At 66.8% G+C, this 17,909-nt stretch carries 18 protein-coding genes; 9 read left to right on the top strand and 9 right to left on the bottom strand.

The annotated features are described in order from the left end of the window. Positions 1-12: 12 nt before the first annotated feature. The 5 genes from NA3_RS05815 to NA3_RS05835 all read right to left on the bottom strand — a co-directional run bounded on the left by NA3_RS05815 (position 13) and on the right by NA3_RS05835 (position 4,036). Positions 13-405 carry an ectoine synthase gene (locus NA3_RS05815; RefSeq protein WP_062962511.1) on the bottom strand — a complete coding sequence of 131 codons (393 nt, stop codon included), beginning with the start codon at positions 403-405 and terminating at the stop codon, positions 13-15. A 2-nt stretch (positions 406-407) separates the two neighbouring features. After that, positions 408-1,670: a diaminobutyrate--2-oxoglutarate transaminase gene (gene ectB / locus NA3_RS05820; RefSeq protein WP_062962512.1), complete on the bottom strand. Its 1,263-nt coding sequence runs from the start codon at positions 1,668-1,670 to the stop codon at positions 408-410. A gap of 12 nt (positions 1,671-1,682) precedes the next feature. After that, positions 1,683-2,132, bottom strand: coding sequence for a diaminobutyrate acetyltransferase (ectA, locus tag NA3_RS05825; RefSeq protein WP_233427274.1), 450 nt, complete (start codon positions 2,130-2,132; stop codon positions 1,683-1,685). A gap of 169 nt (positions 2,133-2,301) precedes the next feature. Next, on the bottom strand, positions 2,302-3,285 hold the full coding sequence (locus tag NA3_RS05830; protein ID WP_062962513.1) for a HAMP domain-containing sensor histidine kinase: 984 nt from the start codon (positions 3,283-3,285) through the stop codon (positions 2,302-2,304). A gap of 40 nt (positions 3,286-3,325) precedes the next feature. After that, on the bottom strand, positions 3,326-4,036 hold the full coding sequence (locus NA3_RS05835; protein WP_036503729.1) for a response regulator transcription factor: 711 nt from the start codon (positions 4,034-4,036) through the stop codon (positions 3,326-3,328). Between the two features lie 355 nt (positions 4,037-4,391). On the opposite strand from NA3_RS05835, the gene NA3_RS05840 reads away from it, so the two are divergent. Next, on the top strand, positions 4,392-5,624 hold the full coding sequence (locus NA3_RS05840; protein ID WP_062962514.1) for a L,D-transpeptidase: 1,233 nt from the start codon (positions 4,392-4,394) through the stop codon (positions 5,622-5,624). 33 nt (positions 5,625-5,657) lie between these two features. On the opposite strand, the gene NA3_RS05845 is transcribed toward NA3_RS05840, so the two are convergent. Genes NA3_RS05845 through kdpF form a run of 4 tightly spaced genes read right to left on the bottom strand, consistent with a single transcriptional unit; the run spans position 5,658 to position 10,495 of the window. Then, on the bottom strand, positions 5,658-6,566 hold the full coding sequence (locus tag NA3_RS05845) for a potassium-transporting ATPase subunit C (RefSeq protein ID WP_062962897.1): 909 nt from the start codon (positions 6,564-6,566) through the stop codon (positions 5,658-5,660). A gap of 16 nt (positions 6,567-6,582) precedes the next feature. Next, positions 6,583-8,736: a potassium-transporting ATPase subunit KdpB gene (gene kdpB / locus NA3_RS05850; protein WP_062962515.1), complete on the bottom strand. Its 2,154-nt coding sequence runs from the start codon at positions 8,734-8,736 to the stop codon at positions 6,583-6,585. Position 8,737: 1 nt separating this feature from the next. Further along, positions 8,738-10,408: a potassium-transporting ATPase subunit KdpA gene (gene kdpA, locus NA3_RS05855; protein ID WP_062962516.1), complete on the bottom strand. Its 1,671-nt coding sequence runs from the start codon at positions 10,406-10,408 to the stop codon at positions 8,738-8,740. Continuing rightward, positions 10,409-10,495 (bottom strand): K(+)-transporting ATPase subunit F, encoded by an 87-nt coding sequence (gene kdpF / locus NA3_RS38435; protein ID WP_128145776.1) that lies wholly within the window; start codon positions 10,493-10,495, stop codon positions 10,409-10,411. A gap of 373 nt (positions 10,496-10,868) precedes the next feature. Here kdpF and NA3_RS05865 point away from each other — a divergent pair, with 373 nt between their 5' ends. From NA3_RS05865 to NA3_RS05900, 8 genes are all read left to right on the top strand, one after another. Beyond that, the gene (locus tag NA3_RS05865; protein WP_157126528.1) at positions 10,869-11,015 is read left to right on the top strand and encodes a hypothetical protein; all 147 of its coding nucleotides are present in this window, start codon (positions 10,869-10,871) and stop codon (positions 11,013-11,015) included. Then, positions 11,012-13,534, top strand: a complete 2,523-nt coding sequence (locus NA3_RS05870) for a DUF4118 domain-containing protein (RefSeq protein ID WP_062962518.1) — start codon at positions 11,012-11,014, stop codon at positions 13,532-13,534. Before NA3_RS05865 ends, NA3_RS05870 begins: the two co-directional genes overlap by 4 nt. A 67-nt stretch (positions 13,535-13,601) precedes the next feature. After that, on the top strand, positions 13,602-14,309 hold the full coding sequence (locus NA3_RS05875; RefSeq protein ID WP_062962519.1) for a response regulator: 708 nt from the start codon (positions 13,602-13,604) through the stop codon (positions 14,307-14,309). Between the two features lie 116 nt (positions 14,310-14,425). Next, positions 14,426-14,941 carry an OsmC family protein gene (locus tag NA3_RS05880; protein WP_084491340.1) on the top strand — a complete coding sequence of 172 codons (516 nt, stop codon included), beginning with the start codon at positions 14,426-14,428 and terminating at the stop codon, positions 14,939-14,941. Continuing rightward, positions 14,938-15,219 (top strand): acylphosphatase, encoded by a 282-nt coding sequence (locus NA3_RS05885; RefSeq protein WP_062962520.1) that lies wholly within the window; start codon positions 14,938-14,940, stop codon positions 15,217-15,219. Before NA3_RS05880 ends, NA3_RS05885 begins: the two co-directional genes overlap by 4 nt. 24 nt (positions 15,220-15,243) lie before the next feature. Next, on the top strand, positions 15,244-16,233 hold the full coding sequence (locus NA3_RS38440; RefSeq protein ID WP_227995005.1) for a hypothetical protein: 990 nt from the start codon (positions 15,244-15,246) through the stop codon (positions 16,231-16,233). Further along, positions 16,234-17,400 carry a glutathionylspermidine synthase family protein gene (locus tag NA3_RS05895; protein WP_062962521.1) on the top strand — a complete coding sequence of 389 codons (1,167 nt, stop codon included), beginning with the start codon at positions 16,234-16,236 and terminating at the stop codon, positions 17,398-17,400. It abuts the gene before it with no gap. A 36-nt stretch (positions 17,401-17,436) separates the two neighbouring features. Next, entirely contained in the window at positions 17,437-17,889 is a 453-nt protein-coding gene (locus NA3_RS05900) for a DUF350 domain-containing protein (RefSeq protein ID WP_062962522.1), read from the top strand. Positions 17,890-17,909 lie beyond the last annotated feature (20 nt).

Genomic DNA, 17,909 nt, shown 5'->3' on the forward strand with positions numbered 1-17,909 from the left:
CTAACTACATCACTACTCGCCTACGGCCACCAACGGGTAGACACCGTTCTCGTCGTGAACTTCCTTGCCCGTGACCGGAGGATTGAACACACACAGCATCCGCATCAGCGTGCGGGTCTCGACCCGGTGCCGCTCGTGCCCGTTGAGCAGGTACATCGTTCCCGGCGCCAAGTCGTAGGTGACGTCGTTGGTCAGATCCGTGAGCGTGCCCTCGCCCTCCACCAGCCACACCGCTTCGACGTGGTTCTGGTAGTGGAACTCGTGCACGGTGTTCGGCTGAATCGTCGTCTCGTGGAAGGAGAAACCCACCCCGTCGCCGCCGAGGATGATCCGCTTGCTGCGCCAGCCCTCGGCCGCGACGTCGCGGTCGGTTCCGGTGATCTCGGCAGTGGTACGCACGATCATGGTCAGTTGCCTCCTCGGGCCATGTCGACCGCCCGGTTCAGGATCCCCAGGCCGTGGTCGAGTTCGTCGTCGGTGATGGTCAGCGGCGGCAGCAGCTTGACCACCTGGTCCTCGGCGCCGGAGGTCTCCACCAGCAGGCCCTCCTCGAAGGCGATGCTGCTGACCTTGCCCGCCTCCGAGGCGTCGTCGAACACCAGTCCCTGCACCAGCCCGCGGCCGCGGGTCGAGACACCCTCGAAGTTCTCCGAGAGCGCCTCGAACGACTTTCGGATCTTCTCGCCCTTGGCGGCGGTGGCCTCCTCGAGACGGTGGTCGGTCCAGTAGTGCTCGAGCGCCACGCGGGCGGTCACGAACGCCGGGTTGTTGCCGCGGAAGGTGCCGTTGTGCTCACCGGGCGCCCACTGGTCCAGCTCACGCTTCATCAGCACGAGCGCCAGCGGCAGGCCGTAGCCGCCGATCGACTTGGACAGCGTGACGATGTCCGGGGTGATGCCGGCGATCTCGAAGGAGAAGAACGGCCCGGTCCGGCCACAGCCCATCTGCACGTCGTCGACGATGAGCAGAATTCCGCGCGCGGCGCACAGCTCCGACAGATGCCGGAGCCACTGTGCCCGAGCGACGTTCACGCCGCCCTCGCCCTGCACGGTTTCCACGATCACCGCCGCGGGCTTGTCCACACCGGAGGAATTGTCATCGAGGACCCGCTCCATCCATGCCAGATCGTCGGTGCCGTCCAGATACCCGTCGTAGGGCATCGGATTCACGTGGTTCAACGGTACCCCGGCGCCCGCGCGCTTGGTCGCGTTACCGGTCACCGAGAGCGCACCGAGGGTCATGCCGTGGAATGCGTTGGTGAAATTCAGGATCGAGGTGCGGCCGGTCACCTTGCGGGCCAGCTTCAGCGCCGATTCGACCGCGTTCGCACCGGTGGGACCGGGGAACTGGACCTTGTAATCGAGGCCGCGCGGATCCAGCAGAACCTTGTTGATCGTCTCCAGCAATTCACGCTTCGCGACGGTCGACATATCCAGTCCGTGCGTAATTCCGTCACGGGCGATGTAATCGATCAGTGCTTCTTTGAGAACGGGATTGTTGTGCCCGTAGTTGAGCGCTCCGGCGCCCGCGAAGAAATCGAGGTAATCACGTCCGCTACCGTCGCGCAGCCAGGCGCCGGAGGCGGTGTCGAACAGCGTGGGCCAGGAACGGCAATACCCACGGACATTCGATTCGAGCGATTCGAAAACGGTCATCTCAGCGGTGGTCATCGATGATCCTTCCTATCGTTTTGCGTCACTCTTCAGTGGCGCGATCCGGTACAGGTCCTCCGATTCGTGCCCGTCCGGAAAATCTTCTGGCTCGAACAACGTCTCGCGCGTCATTTCCGCGTCACGGCGCCGGGCCAGTGAGGCGAACATTGCCAGCGAGGCTTCGTTGTCCGGCGAAACGGTTGTCTCCAACTTCGAAACACCTTGGTCGGCAACGTCTTCGACGAGCCGATCCAGCATTGCCACGCCCACTCCGCGGCCGCGGAAGGCGTGATCGACGGCTACCTGCCAGATGAACAGCGTGTCCGGCGATTCCGGGCGCAGATATCCGGTGACGAATCCTGCTATCTCCGAGTCGATTTCGGCCACGACGGTGGTCGAGGCGAAGTCACGACTCCACAGCAGATACGCGTAGCTCGAATTGGCGTCGAGCACTTGGGAATCCACTGCGATTCGCCACATCCGCGCTCCGTCGTCCACCCGCGGCCGACGAATCAGCGTCTGGGTCGAAACGTTCCGACGGCCGTTCGGCTCGTCGGTTGCCGGAGAACTGAACGACATACTCCGCGTTCGGGTCTGCATCACCCCTTCAGAATTGCCCGCGAACGTTGAGGTCTATCGTGCGACTACTTTACGGTTGTGTTACAGAAGTATGATCGGTGAATTTCGTCACCGTGGGCAACCACACCATGAATCGCGCCCCGCCGCCGGGACGGTCGTCACATTTCACGCGGCCACCGTGGGCGGCCACGGTTTCGGCCACCAAAGCCAATCCGATGCCGGTGCCCGACCGTTTCCCGCGTCGCACCGTCACGAATCTTTCGAAGATGCGTTGCCGATCTTGCGGAGCGACTCCCGGACCGGCGTCGTCGACCGTGATCACCATTTCGTCGCCGGCGCGCGCGACCCCCACCGCGACCACTCCCCCACCGTGCCGCTGCGCATTCTCGAGTAAATTCACCAGCGCACGCTCGAGTTCGAGCTTTCGCCCGGTCACGATTCCGTCGTCGGCGACGGTCAGCAGATCCGGTGAATAATGCATTTCCGCGAGCGTGTGGGTGAGCAGTTCGCGCACCGACAGCGGTTCGGCGTCGGCACCGTGCATGCGCGCCTCGGCCCGGGCCAGTGCCAGCAGATCGTCGAGCAACCTGCGCAGATGGTCGAGTTCGGCGCGCACCAGCTCCAGCGCCCGCCGGGACCGTTCGGGGAGCTGATCCTCGTAGCGCGACATCACTCCGACGCTGGTGGTGAGCGTGGTCAGCGGGGTTCGCAGTTCGTGACTCACATCACCCACCAGCCGGCGTTCGCGATCGATGCGGTTCTGCAGCGAATCGACCATGGTGTTGAACGCGTCCACGGTCGGGGCCAGATCGGGATCGTCGGTGTCGGGCAACCGGGTGCCGAGCTCACCGGAGGCGATCTTGGCCGCGGTGCCGGTGACCTGGCGCAACGGTTCCAGCAAACGGTGTGACAACCAGATTCCGAAGATCGCGCCGATCACGGTGCCGCCGAGCGCGCAGGCCAGTGCGGTGCGCCACCCGCCGCCGTCGAGCTTCGCGATCAGCACCGCCAGCAATGCCGAGACCAGGCCGGTGACGGTGAAAGCGACGATCACGCGACCGCGCAGAAGCTGGCGGCGGGGCAGGCGCGGAAATCTAGCGCTGCACATCGAGGCGGTAGCCGAGCCCGCGCACGGTTACCACGATCGCCGGCTCCGACGGGTCGCGCTCGATCTTGGTGCGCAACCGCCGGACGTGCACGTCCACGATCCGCTCGTCACCGAAGAACCCACGGTCCCAGACCCTTTCGAGCAGGACGCTGCGCGAGAGCACCCGCCCGGGAGTCTCGGCCAGCTCGCACAGCAACCGGAATTCGGTGAGGGTGAGGTGCAACTCCTCGTCGCCGCGGTGGACGGTGCCGCCGTCGGCCGAAAGCACCAGCGGCGCTTCGGGATAGGCGTCGAGCACGATCTCCTGCGGGGCCGGCGGCTCCACGGTCTGCTGGGCGCGGCGGCGCAGGGCCCGCATCCGGGCGGTGATCTCCTTGATCTCGAACGGCTTGGTGACGAAATCGTCGGCGCCGGCCTCCAGCGCGGCCACCACGTCGTGGGTGTCGTCGCGCGCGCTGACCACGATGATCGGCACGTCGTGATCGCGACGAATCTCACGAATACAGGTGAATCCGTCCATCTCCCCCAGCATCAGATCCACGATCATCACATCCGGTGCGCCGTTGTCACGCAGATGTTCGAGCGCGTCCTCGGCCTCCTCGGCCTCGGCGACGTCGTAGCCCTCGTCCTCCATGGCCAGCCGCAGCGCACTGCGGACCCGGTCGTCGTCCTCTACGATCATCAAATTTGCACTCATCGCTACACCTCGTCCAGCCACGCGTCATCGGACCGTGATTCCCCGACCCGTCCGTTCGTCAGCGATGCGAGCGGCCGCGCAGCCAGTGGTCTCGCACCGTTCTCTCATAACCACACATCCCTAACAGACATCGGTGGCGGACCACACGACGCCGGACATGCCGGCCGGTCGGTCCTGAGCGCCCGCTGGGCACACAACAGTAACTGGAGTACCCGGCGCGCCGATGCGTAAACACGGGGCAACACCACCGAGGTGCAAGCACCTCAAAAAGCCCCGTAAACTACGTACCGAGACAGTAAGGCGATTGGTGCGCTGCGGGGGCTTGCCCAGGCGCACGTCGAACGCAGGAGACACCATGTCCACTCGCCGCTGCCGATTCAGTGTTGCGCTGGGAGCTATCGCCCTGGTGACGACGCTGATGGCCGCGTGCTCGTCATCCCCGGATCCGGCGTCGAATCCGACGCGGGGCACCCCGGGGCCCGCCGCGCCGGCCATTGCGATGGTCCCGGCCACGGGTAGTGCCGACGTCGATCCGCTCGGCACGATCGAGGTGAGCGCAACCGACGGCATCCTCACGGATGTGACGTTGACCAACGAAGAAGGTAAACAGGTCGACGGCACGCTCAATCCGGAGCGAACCGCGTGGAAGCCGAAGGTTCCGCTCGGTTACGGCCACAACTACAAGATGACCGCGAACGGCATCACCGTCACCGGACCCAGCGGTCCGATGACCTCGTCGTTCACCACGCTCACTCCCAGCAACCAGGTCAAGGCGTATCTGACCACCACCGGCGGGCAGCCGCTGGCCGAGGGCGGAACCTACGGTGTGGGCACTGTCATCGTCGCCCACTTCGACGAGGCGGTCGGTGACCGGGCGGCGGCCGAGAAGCGGCTGTCGGTGACGACGGAGCCGCAGGTCCAGGGCTCGTGGTACTGGCTCGACGACAAGAACGCGCACTGGCGGCCGCAGCAGTACTGGCAGCCCGGCACGAAGGTCACCGTCGCGGCGAACATCTTCGGTGCTCAGCTGGGGCCCGGTCTGTTCGGCCAGGAGGACTCCAAGACCAGCTTCACCATCGGTGACTCGCACGTCTCCATAGCCGACGACAACACCCATGAAGTGCAGGTGTTCGAGAACGGCAAGCTGATCCGCACCATGCCCACCTCGATGGGCCGCGGCGGCAGTGAACAGGTCGGCGGCAAGACGATCTACTTCAACACTCCCGCCGGCATCTACACCGTGATGGGCAAGGGCAATCCGGTGATCATGGACTCCTCCAGCTACGGCCTGCCGGTGAACTCGCGCCTGGGCTACAAGGAGGCGATCGGCTGGGCCACCCAGATCAGTGGTGACGGCATCTACCTGCATCAGCTCGACTCCACGGTCTGGGCGCAGGGCAACACCGACACCTCGCACGGCTGTCTGAACCTCAATCTCGAGAACGCGCGCTGGTTCTACAACTTCGCCGTCCCGGGCGATGTGGTCGAAGTCCGTAACACCAGCGGGCCGCCGCTGCCGTCGTGGAACAACGGCGACTGGATTGTGCCGTGGGATCAGTGGGTGGCCGGCAGCGCGCTGCACTCCTGAGCGCCACCGCACCGATCGCCACGGCGGCCGGCTTCAGCGCCGCACCGGATACCGCTGGTCCAGCTCGAGATTCACGCCGAGGACGTCGACCCTGGGCTCCCCCAGGAAGCCCAGGTCACGACCGTCGGTGTGCGCCGCCACCACGGCGGCGACCTGCTCGGACGTGATCCCCCGGGCGGCCGCCACCCGTGCGCTCTGGATCTGCGCGTAGCGCGGTGAGATGTGCGGATCCAGTCCGGAACCCGATGCGGTGACCGCGTCGGAGGGCACCGGGGTATCGGCCGGCGCGTCACCGCGGACGGGGACGATCAGCCCGGCCGAATAGTCCGTCCCGGGCTGGGCACAGTCCACCCGGACCCCGCGGTAGGCGTCCTGGAACGGCACCGCCGGGCACGCCTCGTTCACACTGACGACCTTCGTGGGCGCGGTGACCTCCCCGTGGCCGTCGCGGGGACCGAAGACCGCCAGCACCGCACCGACCCCGCCGGGCGTGCAGAACGGCCGCGCCCCGGAGACGCCCTCGCGCTCGCCGACCTGTTTGCTGCGCGTGCAGACCGTGGTCAGCAAACTTGCCTTCGATTGTGCCGGGTCGGTCGCCAGGGTGTCGACGACGTCCTCCGGACCTTTGTTGCCGAAGTTGGTGTTGGTCGGGTCGTAGCCGTCGGGGCGGCTGCCGTCGGCCGGAGCGGAATTCGACGGGCGCGTCTGGAAGTACTGCGGCAGCGCCGCGCCCTTGCCGTCGGTGAACGCCTGCCCGATCAGGCTGCTGCCGACCAGTGTTCCGTCCCGGTGGACCAGTGAGCCCTCGGCCTTGTCGTGCAGGCCCGGCAACTGGGCGACCGCGAAAACGGCCAGCGGATAGGCGATTCCGGTGATCACCGTGAGTACGAGCAGTGCTCGTACCGCGGCCAGATGCTGGCGGAACCAGGTGGTGTATCGCATCGAGAAGGAAGGCATATCAGGACATCCCCGGCAGGAATCGGACGACAAGGTCGATGAGTTTGATGCCGATGAACGGGGCGACGATCCCGCCCGCCCCGTAGATGGCGAGGTTGCGGCTGAGCAGTTTCGACGCACTCGACGGGCGATAGTCGACGCCGCGCAGAGCCAGCGGGATCAGCGCCACGATGACGACCGCGTTGAAGATCACCGCCGACAGGATCGCCGACTGGGGACTGTGCAACCGCATCACGTTGAGCACGTCCAAACCGGGGAACAACGCCACGAACAGCGCGGGAATGATCGCGAAGTACTTGGCGATGTCGTTGGCGATGGAGAAGGTCGTCAGCGCACCCCGGGTGATCAGCAACTGTTTGCCGATCTCGACGATCTCGATCAGTTTGGTCGGATCCGAATCCAGATCGACCATGTTGCCGGCTTCCTTGGCCGCCGACGTTCCGGTGTTCATCGCGACGCCGACGTCGGCCTGCGCCAGCGCCGGGGCGTCGTTGGTGCCGTCGCCGGTCATGGCGACCAGACGTCCGCCGGCCTGCTCGCTCTTGATCAGCGCCAGCTTGTCCTCGGGAGTGGCCTCGGCCAGGAAGTCGTCGACTCCGGCCTCGTCGGCGATCGCCTTGGCGGTGAGGGGATTGTCGCCGGTGATCATCACCGTGCGAATTCCCATGCGGCGCATCTCGTCGAAGCGTTCCCGCATGCCCTGTTTCACCACATCCTTCAGATGGACCACACCGAGCAGCCGGGCCCGCCCATCGAGCAGCTCGCCGACCACCAGCGGTGTGCCACCGGAGGCCGAGATGCCGTCCACGGTCCGGCCCACCTCGTCCGGCACCGCACCACCGTGCGCGCGAACCCATTCCGTGACCGCGCTGGCCGCACCCTTGCGCAGCTGATGCCCGTCACGCAGATCCACCCCGGACATCCGCGTCTGGGCGGTGAATTCCACCCAGTGCGCACCCGCGAGTTCACCCGGAGTGCGTTCGCGCTTGCCGTAGGCGGACTTCGCGAAGACCACGATCGAGCGTCCCTCGGGTGTTTCGTCGGCGAGGCTGGAAAGCTGTGCGGCGTCGGCCATCTCGTCCTCGGTCACCCCCGGCATGGCGACGAAACTCGATGCCTGCCGGTTGCCGAGGGTGATGGTGCCGGTCTTGTCGAGCAGCAGTGTGTTCACATCGCCGGCGGCCTCGACCGCGCGGCCCGACATCGCCAGGACATTGCGCTGGACGAGCCGGTCCATCCCCGCGATGCCGATCGCCGACAGCAGCGCGCCGATTGTCGTCGGGATCAGGCAGACGAGCAACGACACCATGACGATGCCGGTCACCCCGTTGATATCCAGTGCGGCGGTGTCACCGACTCCCGGGTTGTTCACCTTCGAGAAGATCGCCGGCGGTTGCAGCGTGACCACGGCGAAAACGAAAATGATCGTCAAGCTCGCGAGCAGGATGTTCAATGCGATCTCGTTGGGCGTCTTCTGCCTGCTGGCGCCCTCGACGAGCGCGATCATCTTGTCGATGAAGCTGCCGCCCGGTTCCTGGGTGATCTTCACGACGATGCGGTCCGACAGCACCGTAGTACCGCCGGTGACCGCCGACCGGTCGCCGCCGGATTCGCGGATCACCGGCGCGGATTCGCCGGTGATCGCCGATTCGTCGACCGAGGCGATGCCCTCCACGACGTCGCCGTCGCCCGGAACCACCTGCCCGGCCTCGACCACCACATGGTCGCCGCGCCGCAGTTCGGGTGCGGGAACCCGCTCCTCGAGCGGCGAGTCGGCGCCCGGATGCCAGTTCACCAATCGCCGGGCGACGGTGTCGGTCTTGGCTTTTCGCAACGTATCGGCTTGCGCCTTACCGCGGCCCTCCGCGACGGCCTCGGCCAGGTTCGCGAAGATCACCGTCAGCCACAGCCACACCACGATCGACCAGGCGAAGACCGTGGGATGGGCGACGGCGAGGATCGTGGACCACATCGCGCCGATCTCCACGATCAGCATCACCGGATTGCGCCACAGCGTGCGTGGATCCAGTTTGCGCAGGGCCTCGGGCAGCGACCGCGCGAGCATCACGGGATCGAACATGCCGCGGGTGACCCGGCGCGAGGACGGTTTTCCGCCGTGCGGGGCGGCCACGGAATCGGTTGTCGGAGCGGTCATGTCAGTGGATTCCTTCGGCGAGCGGCCCGAGCGCCAGCATGGGCAGGAAGGTCAGGGCGACCAGGATCAGCGTCACGCCGGCGACCATGCCGACGAACTGCGGCCGATGCGTCGGCAACGTGCCGATCGATTCCGGCGTATGCCCCTGGTGGGCCAGCGATCCGGCCAGCGCGAGAACGAGAACGATGGGAACGAATCGGCCGAACACCATCGCCAGGCCGAGGGCGGTATTCCACCAGACGGTGTTGCCGCTGAGCCCGGCGAAGGCCGAGCCGTTGTTGTTGGCGGCCGAGGTGAAGGCGTAGAGCACCTCCGACAGGCCGTGCGGGCCCGAATTCGCCATGGCCGCACGCTCGCCCGGCAACGCCATCGCGATCGCGGTGCCCACCAGTGCGATCAGTGGAGTGACGAGGAAATACGATGCGGCGAACTTGATTTCGCGCGGCGTGATCTTCTTGCCGAGATATTCGGGTGTACGCCCGACCATCAGCCCGGCGACGAAGACGGTGATCACCGCCAGGATCAACATGCCGTACAGGCCCGATCCGACACCACCGGGCGCGACCTCACCCAGCTGCATGTTGACCATGGTCATCATGCCGCCGAGGCTGGTGTAGGAATCGTGGGCGGAATCGACGGCGCCGGTAGAGGTCAGGGTGCTCGAGGCCGCGAAGGTCGCGGAATCGGCGACGCCGAAACGTGTTTCGACTCCCTCCAGCGCGGATCCGACCGCCGTCGGAACGGTGCCGTGGTGGCGCAACTGCAGGAAGTTGGTCAGCGTCACGCTGATCAGCGCGAGGACACCCATCACCGAAGCGATCGCATATCCCTGTCGGTTGCTGCCCACCATGCGGCCGAAGGTCCGCGGCAGCGAGAACGCGATCAGCAGGATCAGGAAAATCTGGATCCAGTTGGTCCAGGTCGTCGGATTCTCGAACGGGTGTGCGGAGTTCACATTGAAGAACCCGCCGCCGTTGGTGCCCAGCACCTTGATGACCTCTTGGGAGGCGACCGGTCCCCCCGGGATTGTCTGCGGCGCCCCGGACACCGTCTGCGCCACCTGATCGTGCAGATGAAAGTTCTGGATCGCACCGCCGGCGATCAGCACGATCGCGAAAACGAAAGCGATCGGCAGCAGGATTCGCAGCGTGCCGCGCACCAGATCGACCCAGAAATTTCCGAGATCACCGGTGTGGCGGCGAGCGAACCCACGCACCAGCGCGACCGCCACCGCCATCCCGACAGCGGCCGAGAGGAAGTTCTGCACCGCGAGGCCGGCCATCTGAACCAGATGTCCCTGGGTGGATTCACCGGCGTAGTTCTGCCAATTGGTGTTGGTGACGAAACTGATCGCTGTGTTCCACGCCAGCGCCGCGGTCATTTCCGTGCCGGGCTGATGCAGGTGCAACGGCAAATGTCCCTGGATCAGCTGGAGAAAGAACAGCGCCAGTACACCGACCGCGGAGAAGGCCAGCACGCTGCGGGCGTAGACGCCCCACGTCTGTTCCACCCCCGGATGGACGCCGACGGCTCGATAGACGATCCGTTCGACCCTCGAGTGTTTCGTCCCGGAATACACCCGATACATGTAGTCGCCGAGCGGTACGTAGACCGCGGCGAGCGCGATGATCAGGGTCGCCACGAAGACGACCCCGGCAGTGGTTGTGCTCACCTAGAACCTTTCCGGGAACAGCAGCGCCGCAACCATGTAGACGGCGACGCCGAGCGCCAGGATCAGACCGACGATGTTCTCGATCACAGCCGTTCCACCCCTCGTTGGAGCAGGCCGAGCAGGGCGAAGATCGCCACGGTCACGACGGTGAACACCGCGACAGACATAAGTGCAAACCTCTCTGTTGACGGCATCCGGAGCGGATGCGCCGCCAGAAAGTCAAGCGTCTCGAACGGTCCGTTTTCGACGGCCTTGACGGCTTCTTAGCGGCGCGGACGACGGCTTTGACGAGGTGCTTACGTCCCTCCAGCGTCCGCGAACGCGGCGTCAAAGTCAGCACCGGCCCCGTCAAGAAAGTGTCAAGATCGGCAAACGACCGGCCGTGGCGGTGCACAGTGTGTTGTCCGGTTCGCCCAGTCGACGGGCACAGCGGCAATCACCGGGTCGTGAGGAGAAGACAGTGCCGGATTTCGCGGTCGCGGCGATGGTGATCATCGTCTTCGTCAGCTGCGCGCTGGGTCTGCGCGTCGCCGGCGGGCGCACCACTCGGGTCGTCCGGGTTTCGCACCGTCCACGTCGTCCGAATCGCGCGATGATGGACCTGTGAAGCGCGGACAACTACGCATCTACCTCGGGGCCGCGCCCGGCGTGGGAAAGACCTACGCGATGCTCGGCGAGGCACATCGGCGAATAAGCCGTGGCCGCGACGTGGTCGCCGCGGTGGTGGAGACCCACGGCCGCAGCAAGACCGCGGAACTGCTCGAGGGCATCGAGCGCATACCGCCGGCGATGCGCACCTACCGCGGCACGACCATGCCCGAACTGGATCTCGACGCGGTGCTGCGCCGAGCGCCGGCCGTGGCCCTGGTCGACGAACTCGCGCATACGAACGTGCCGGGATCGAAGAACGAGAAGCGCTGGCAGGACGTCCACGAACTGCTCGACGCCGGTATCGATGTCGTCTCCACGGTCAACGTTCAGCATCTGGACAGCCTCAACGACGTGGTCGAGCAGATCACCGGCGTGGTGCAACGCGAAACCGTGCCGGATTGGGTGGTGCGCGGCGCCGATCAGGTCGAACTGGTCGACATCACGCCGGAGGCGTTGCGGCGCAGACTTTCCCACGGCAACGTCTACACCGCCGAGAAGGTCGACGCGGCGCTGCGCAACTACTTCCGGCCCGGCAATCTCACCGCGCTGCGCGAACTGGCCCTGTTGTGGCTGGCCGACCAGGTCGACGCCGCGCTGGCCAAATACCGTGCCGACCACAAGATCACCGCCACCTGGGAGGCGCGCGAACGCGTGGTCGTCGCGGTGACCGGCGGGCCGGAATCGGAGACGATCGTGCGCCGCGCGAGCCGCATCGCCACCAAATCCAGCGCCGAGTTGATCGTCGTGCACGTGGTACGCGGCGACGGACTGGCCGGAGTGTCGGCGCAACGGCTGCACCGGTTGCGCGAGCTCGCCGCCGGACTCGGTTCCAGCCTGCACACGGTGACCGGCGAGAACGTCCCCAACGCCCTGCTGGATTTCGCCCGGCAGGTCAACGCGACCCAGCTGGTGGTAGGCACCTCCCGGCGCTCGCGCTGGGCACGGATTCTCGATCAGGGCATCGGCGCGACCGTGGTGCAGCGGTCGGGGACGATCGACGTCCACATGGTCACCCACGAGGAGGCGCAACGGGGCCCGCGCTGGTCGGCGCTGCTGCGGCGGCAGCGGCCGACCGCGTCGTGGCTGGCCGCGCTGGTGGTGCCCACCCTGATCACCCTGGTCTGCTATCTGTGGCTCGATTCGCGACTCGATCTGGCCGGCGAGAGCGCGATGTACTTCATCGGCGTGATCGCGGTCGCCCTGCTCGGCGGTGTCGCCCCGGCCGCGCTGTCGGCGGTGCTGGGCGGGCTGCTGCTGAACTGGTTCTTCACCACCCCACGCCACAGTCTCACCATCGCCGAACCCAATAATTTCCTCACCATCGTCGTGATGGCGGGGGTCGCGGTGGCGGTGGCGGCGCTGGTCGACATCTCGGCCAATCGCACCCGCGAGGCACGCACCGCCTCCCGCGAAGCCGAGTTGCTGACCCTGTTCGCCGGCGCGATCCTGCACGGCGCCGACCTGCCCGATCTGCTCGAGCGCGCCCGCGAGATCTACCGTCAGCGGGCGGTGAGTTTCGTCAGCGACGCGGAAGTGATCGCCTGCGTCGGTGACGATCCGGCGCGCACTCCCGGCGCCGCCGATACCGCGATCGGGGCCGGCGACGAGGAACATTGGCTGCTGCTCAGCGGGCGCGCGCTGACACCCGGTGACCGCCGGGTGCTCGCCGCGGTCGCCGGGCAGGCGGCCGGGCTGGTGCGCCAGCGCGAACTCGCCGATCAGGCCCAGGCGGCGGCCGGTGTGATGGCGGCCGACCGGCTGCGCCGCGCGCTGCTGTCGGCGGTCAGCCACGACCTGCGCACGCCGCTGGCCGCGGCGAAGGCGGCGGTGTCGAGCCTGCGCAGTGAGGACGTGCAGTTCTCCCCTGCCGATACCGCCGAATTGCTGGAAGCCATCGAGGAATCCACCGATCAGCTCACCGCGCTGGTCGGCAATCTGCTCGACTCCTCGCGGCTCGCGGCCGGCGCCGTGGAGCCCAACCTCAAACAGGTCTACCTGGAAGAGGTGGTCAACCGCGCGGTCGTCGGCGTCGGTATGGGCACCCGCGGTGTGCGGCAGGCGGCGATGGACCGGGTGAAGGTCGAGGTCGGCGAGGTGTCGGTCTACGCCGACAGCGGCCTGCTGGAACGGGTGCTGGCCAATCTGATCGACAACGCGCTGCGCTACTCGGCACCGCCCGGGACGGCGGTCCCCGACACACCGGTGCGGGTTGGCGCCGAACGCGACGGCGACCGGGTATCCATCACAGTGGTCGACTACGGTCCGGGCGTTCCGACCGGACTCGAGGACCAGATGTTCGAGCCGTTCCAACGACTGGGCGACCGCGACAATTCGACCGGTGTGGGCCTGGGCCTGTCGGTGGTCCGCGGATTCGTCGAGGCGATGGGCGGCACCGTGCACGCCGAGCCGACGCCGGGAGGTGGTCTGACCATGGTGGTCGAGCTGCCGGCCAGTGAAGTACAGGAGGCGTCGTGAGCAACACTGCGCAGCCCGCGCGCGACGCCGACCGGGCGCGGGTGTCCCGCAACACACAGGAGGCGTCGTGACATCGGCCGAACGACCACCGGCCGCGACCCGGGTCCTGGTCGTCGACGACGAACCGCAGATCCTGCGCGCACTGCGGATCAACCTGTCGGTGCGCGGCTACGAGGTGATCACCGCCGCCACCGGCGCGGCGGCCCTGCGGGCGGCCGCGGAGAAACATCCCGATGTGGTCGTGCTGGATCTCGGCCTGCCCGATATCGACGGTGTCGAGGTGCTCGCCGGAATTCGCGGCTGGAGTTCGATGCCGGTGATCGTGCTGTCCGCCCGCACCGATTCCTCGGACAAGGTGCAGGCCCTCGACACCGGAGCCGACGACTACGTCACCAAGCCGTTCGGCATGGACGAACTACTGGCCCGCCTGCGGGCCGCGGTGCGGCGTTCCGCCTCGGCCGCCGAGGAGTCGGCGCCCATCGTGGAAACGTCCTCGTTCACCGTCGATCTCGCGGCGAAGAAGGTCATTCGCGGCGGCCGCGACGTCCACCTCACCCCCACCGAATGGGGTGTGCTGGAAATGCTGGTGCGCAATCAGGGCAAGCTGGTGGGCCGCCGGGAACTGCTGCGCGAGGTGTGGGGGCCGGCGTACGCGACCGAAACCCATTATTTGCGGGTATATCTGGCGCAGTTGCGGCGCAAGCTCGAAGACGATCCGTCCCAGCCGAAACACCTGCTCACCGAGGCCGGCATGGGGTACCGATTCCAGGCCTGACCGGCCCACGGCCGGTCGGGCAGAACCGGTGATATCGGACACAGCCGCCCGCACACGCCGTGGTGAAAACCGGTGTGCGGTGCGGATACGCCGGGCGCGATGGCAGGATCGACGGTATGTCCGAACAGACCGCCAACTCCGCCGCACCCACCGCCGCCACTGCGCAGCCCGCGACCGTCGCGCCCGCCCCGCAGACCAAGGCGCCGAAGCCGGTGACCGAATTGTGGGTGGAGCGGACCGGCACTCGCCGCTACACCGGGCGCAGCTCGCGCGGGGCCGAGGTACTCATCGGCTCCGACGGCGTCGAGGGCGTCTTCACCCCCGGTGAGCTGCTGAAGATCGCCCTGGCCGCCTGCACCGGAATGAGTTCGGATTTCCCGCTGTCCAACCGGCTCGGCGAGAACTACGACACCACGATCCGCGTTTCCGGCGACGCCGACCGCGAGAACGAGGTGTATCCGGAACTGAAGGAGGTCGTCGAGCTGGACCTGTCCGAACTCGACGAGGCCGGTCGCCAGCGCCTGCTGGTCACCGTGCAGCGCGCCATCGACAAGGTGTGCACGGTGGGACGGACGTTGAAGGCGGGCACCACGGTGAACCTGACGTTCCAGATCGACAAGATCGACTCGTGAGCCCCGAACCCGTCCGGCTCAGCGCGTGGGTGCACGGCCTGGTTCAGGGCGTCGGGTTCCGCTGGTGGACGCGGGCGCGGGCGCTGGAGCTCGGTTTGGTGGGCCACGCACGCAACACCCGGGACGGGCGCGTGCACGTGATAGCCGAGGGTCCGCGACCAGCGTGCGAGCGTTTGCTGGCATTGTTGCGGTCGGGTGACACTCCTGGTCGAGTCGACCTGGTTGTGGAAAACTGGGGCGCCGCCCTCGGCGGAATCACAGGCTTCGAGGAACGGTAGCGGCGGGGATACAGGAGTCGATCGTTGGCAACACATGAGCCGGGGGGCGGACCCGGGGATCGGGATTCGCACGACCCCCGCGACACCCCGTCGACGGGGGAAGACAACACCGGTGCCGGCGCGGAATCCGGCGAGTCGAAGGACATCGGCGCATCGGATCCGACAGTGCGTTCCGGCGCAGAGCCCGGTGGCGAGCGTGAGAGCGTCGCATCCGAGGCGGAACCGGCCAAGCGCCTGGGAGAACCGGACCCCACACTCCCGAATCCGCGGACCGCGCCGACGCTGCCGGGGGCACCGATCCTGCCCGGATTCCAGGAGCCGACCGCACCGATTCCCGGCCTCGGCACTCCGGGGGTTCCGAACCCGCTGTCCGACAATGCTTTCGGTATCGACGTCGGCGGCTCGACCGGGTCCGAGGGCGAGAATCCCGACGCCGCAGGCGAATCCAAGCCCCGGCGCATGCGCGGCAGTATGCAGCGGCAGGAGGCCGGCGTCACCCAGCCCCGCCCGCCGACGGTGGCCGAGGCTCGGGCACGCGACAAGGCCCGCAAACGCGCCGAGGAGGCTGAGCGGGCCGCGGCCGAGGCCGCGGAAGCCAAGCGGCGCAAGCGCAAACGGCTGCTCATCGGCGGCGTGGCGGTGGCCGGCATCGCCGCGGTGGTCGGCACCGGATATCTCGCCTACCAGGCCGCGCACCGGCCGGCGAATGTGACCGCGTACTGCATCACCGACGACAACGGCCGGCAGCAGGTCGTTCCCGACGACGACTGTGTGCGCGCCCAGTCCTACACCACGTCCAGCGGCTATTACGGTGGCGGCGGCCTCGGGCCCGGCATATTCCTCTACAACGGCCATCAGTACCGCTACTACTACGGCGGCAACAACGCCGTCGGGCGCGCGCCCGTCGGCGGCAGCACGGTCGAGCCGAAGAAGGCCACCGTCAGCACCAAGAGCGGGACCGTCGTCCGTGGCGGTCTCGGCAGTAAATCCGGTTCCACCAGTGGAGGCTCCTAGATGCGTCGGATGCGCAACCGGCAACGTACCGGCTGGCAGAAGATCATCGCCGATCAAGGGCTGGTATTCGGCTCACCCGGCCGCGACGCGAACGGACAGTCGCGCCCGTACTGGGACGAATCGGTGCACTACGAATTCGATCTCGATGAAATTCTCGCGCTCGAGGCCCAGGTCGAGGTCCTGCATTCGATGTGCCTGCACGCGGTCGAGCAGATCGTGCTCACCGAACGCTTCGCCGATTTCGGTCTGCCCGAATGGAGCTGGGAGCCGATCAAGAAGTCGTGGCAGCGTAGCGACCCGTACGTCTACGGGCGTTTCGATCTGCGCTACGACGGCCGCGGCCCGGCGAAACTGCTGGAGTACAACGCCGATACGCCGACCTCGCTGCTGGAGGCGGCCATCGTCCAGTGGCACTGGCTCACCGACGTCTACCCCGACGACGACCAGTGGAATTCGCTGCACGAGCGCCTGGTCGAGCGCTGGGGCGAGCTGCTCGACCAGCTGCCCACCAACCAGCTGCACTTCACCTGGTCCTCGGCCGACGCTTCCGGCGAGGACAACGTGACCACCGCGTATATGCAGGAGACCGCCGCCGAGGCCGGTTTCGACACCATCGCGCTGCCGATCGAGGAGATCGGTTTCGATACCGAGCTGGAGCGTTTCGTCGATCTTGCCGAGGCGCCGATCGGTTCGATCTTCAAGCTGTATCCGTGGGAGTGGGCGCTCGACGACGATTTCGGCAAGCGCGTGGTGGACTCCATCCCCGAGACCGCCTGGGTCGAACCTCTGTGGAAGACACTGCTTTCCAACAAGGCGCTGCTGGCGGTGCTGTGGGAGATGTATCCCGGGCACCCGAATCTGCTGCCGGCCTATCTCGACGATCCGCACGAACTCACCGAGTACATCCGCAAGCCGAAGCTGGGCCGCGAGGGCGCCAATATGACCATCGTCGGCGCGGGGATGGAAACCTCGACCGGCGGCGTCTACGGCGAGGAAGGGTTCGTCTACCAACTCCTCGATCCGCTTCCGGATTTCGACGGCCTGCGTCCGGTGCTCGGCGCCTGGATTGTGGGCGACACCTCGGCCGGTCTCGGCATCCGCGAATCCCCCGGCCTGATCACCGACGACGGCTCCACCTTCGTTCCGCATCGCATTCCGACCAAGTAGCATTCAGCGACTCGATCGACATCACCGGAGGAATTTGTGTCGTCCCCCCTCGCGCTCGAATCAGGGTATTGGAGCTCCGTCGGGCACGGCGTCGGCGCGATCGCGCTGTACGCGGTGCTGGGTCTGGCCCTGATGCTGATCGGTTTCCAGGCCATCGACAGTTCCACGCCCGGACCGCTGCGCAAGATGGTCGCCGCCGGTAATCCGAACGCGGTCGTCATCGCCTCCGCGGGCATGGTGAGTATGGCGTTGATCGTGGTGCTGGCGATCTACTCCTCCGGCGGCCGGCTCACCGAGGGCCTGATCGCCACCGGGATCTACGGGCTCGTCGGCATCATCGCGCAGGTGATCTCCATCCGGCTGCTCGAATGGCTGATCGGCCTGCACATCGGCGATCTGCTGAAATCGTCCACGTACCACATTCAGTCGCTGCTGGTGGCCGCCGCGCATCTGGCGATCGGCATGGTCGTCGCGTTCGCGATCCTCTGAGCGGGCCCCGGTTCGCCGCG

This window comes from Nocardia africana NBRC 100379 (assembly GCF_001612635.1).
GTDB lineage: Bacteria > Actinomycetota > Actinomycetes > Mycobacteriales > Mycobacteriaceae > Nocardia > Nocardia africana.

What these genes read in the sequence shown, in the direction of transcription:
- NA3_RS05815 (WP_062962511.1), bottom strand. Translation starts at nt 405, where the DNA reads ATGATCGTGCGTACCACTGCCGAGATCACCGGAACCGACCGCGACGTC.
- ectB (WP_062962512.1), bottom strand. Translation starts at nt 1,670, where the DNA reads ATGACCACCGCTGAGATGACCGTTTTCGAATCGCTCGAATCGAATGTC.
- ectA (WP_233427274.1), bottom strand. Translation starts at nt 2,132, where the DNA reads ATGTGGCGAATCGCAGTGGATTCCCAAGTGCTCGACGCCAATTCGAGC.
- NA3_RS05835 (WP_036503729.1), bottom strand. Translation starts at nt 4,036, where the DNA reads ATGAGTGCAAATTTGATGATCGTAGAGGACGACGACCGGGTCCGCAGT.
- NA3_RS05840 (WP_062962514.1), top strand. Translation starts at nt 4,392, where the DNA reads ATGTCCACTCGCCGCTGCCGATTCAGTGTTGCGCTGGGAGCTATCGCC.
- NA3_RS05845 (WP_062962897.1), bottom strand. Translation starts at nt 6,566, where the DNA reads ATGCGATACACCACCTGGTTCCGCCAGCATCTGGCCGCGGTACGAGCA.
- kdpB (WP_062962515.1), bottom strand. Translation starts at nt 8,736, where the DNA reads ATGACCGCTCCGACAACCGATTCCGTGGCCGCCCCGCACGGCGGAAAA.
- NA3_RS05880 (WP_084491340.1), top strand. Translation starts at nt 14,426, where the DNA reads ATGTCCGAACAGACCGCCAACTCCGCCGCACCCACCGCCGCCACTGCG.
- NA3_RS05895 (WP_062962521.1), top strand. Translation starts at nt 16,234, where the DNA reads ATGCGTCGGATGCGCAACCGGCAACGTACCGGCTGGCAGAAGATCATC.